The sequence below is a fragment of the Vibrio sp. Y176 genome (assembly GCF_033438945.1).
Genome location: NZ_JAWOQS010000521.1, coordinates 1 through 704, shown reverse-complemented (window position 1 = coordinate 704; position 704 = coordinate 1). Strand labels below are relative to the sequence as shown.

General features: G+C 51.6%; 1 protein-coding gene. It reads left to right on the top strand.

Annotation, left to right across the window (positions count from 1 at the left end; translation table 11 throughout):
- The coding region (locus R7O13_RS27080; RefSeq protein ID WP_318305226.1) for an iron ABC transporter permease at nt 1–704 on the top strand (704 nt) is incomplete at both ends.

Below are 704 nucleotides of genomic sequence, written 5' to 3'. Positions count from 1 at the left end.
CAACTCGTTATCAATGAGATTCGCCTGCCTCGTACGATTTTGTGTATGTTCATCGGCGCAATCCTCGCCATTTGTGGGGTGGTCATGCAAGGGCTTTTCCGAAACCCCTTGGCAGAACCCGGCATTATTGGGGTTTCTGCTGGGGCGGCGCTGGGCGGCGCTTTTGCCATCGTCGTTTTTGCTGAGTTTAGCCAAAACCATCCTCAACTCATGAACTTAGCAGCGTTGCCATTATTTGCTTTTCTGGGCGGTGCTCTGACAACGGTGCTGGTGTACTGGCTCGGTACGAATAAGTTTGGTACGTCCGTCACGATCATGCTGCTCGCTGGCGTGGCGATCAGTGCACTTTCAGGTGCCGCGATCGGCTTTCTCAACTTTTCTGCGGATGACCAAATGCTGCGCGATTTAACGTTGTGGTCGATGGGTTCGCTTGCGGGCGCAAACTGGGCAGGCATTGGCTTAGCTTCTTTGACTCTCGTGGTGTTACTTTTCTGGTTTCACAAAAAAGCCATGTCTTTAAACGCATTATTACTTGGTGAATCAGAAGCTCGCCACTTGGGCGTTCCGGTACAAAAATTGAAACGTCAGCTCATTCTGCTTTCCGCCGTAGGCGTTGGTGTCACAGTAAGTATCTGCGGAGCAATCGGCTTTATCGGTTTGGTTATCCCACATCTCGGACGCATGCTAGCAGGCCCTGATCATCG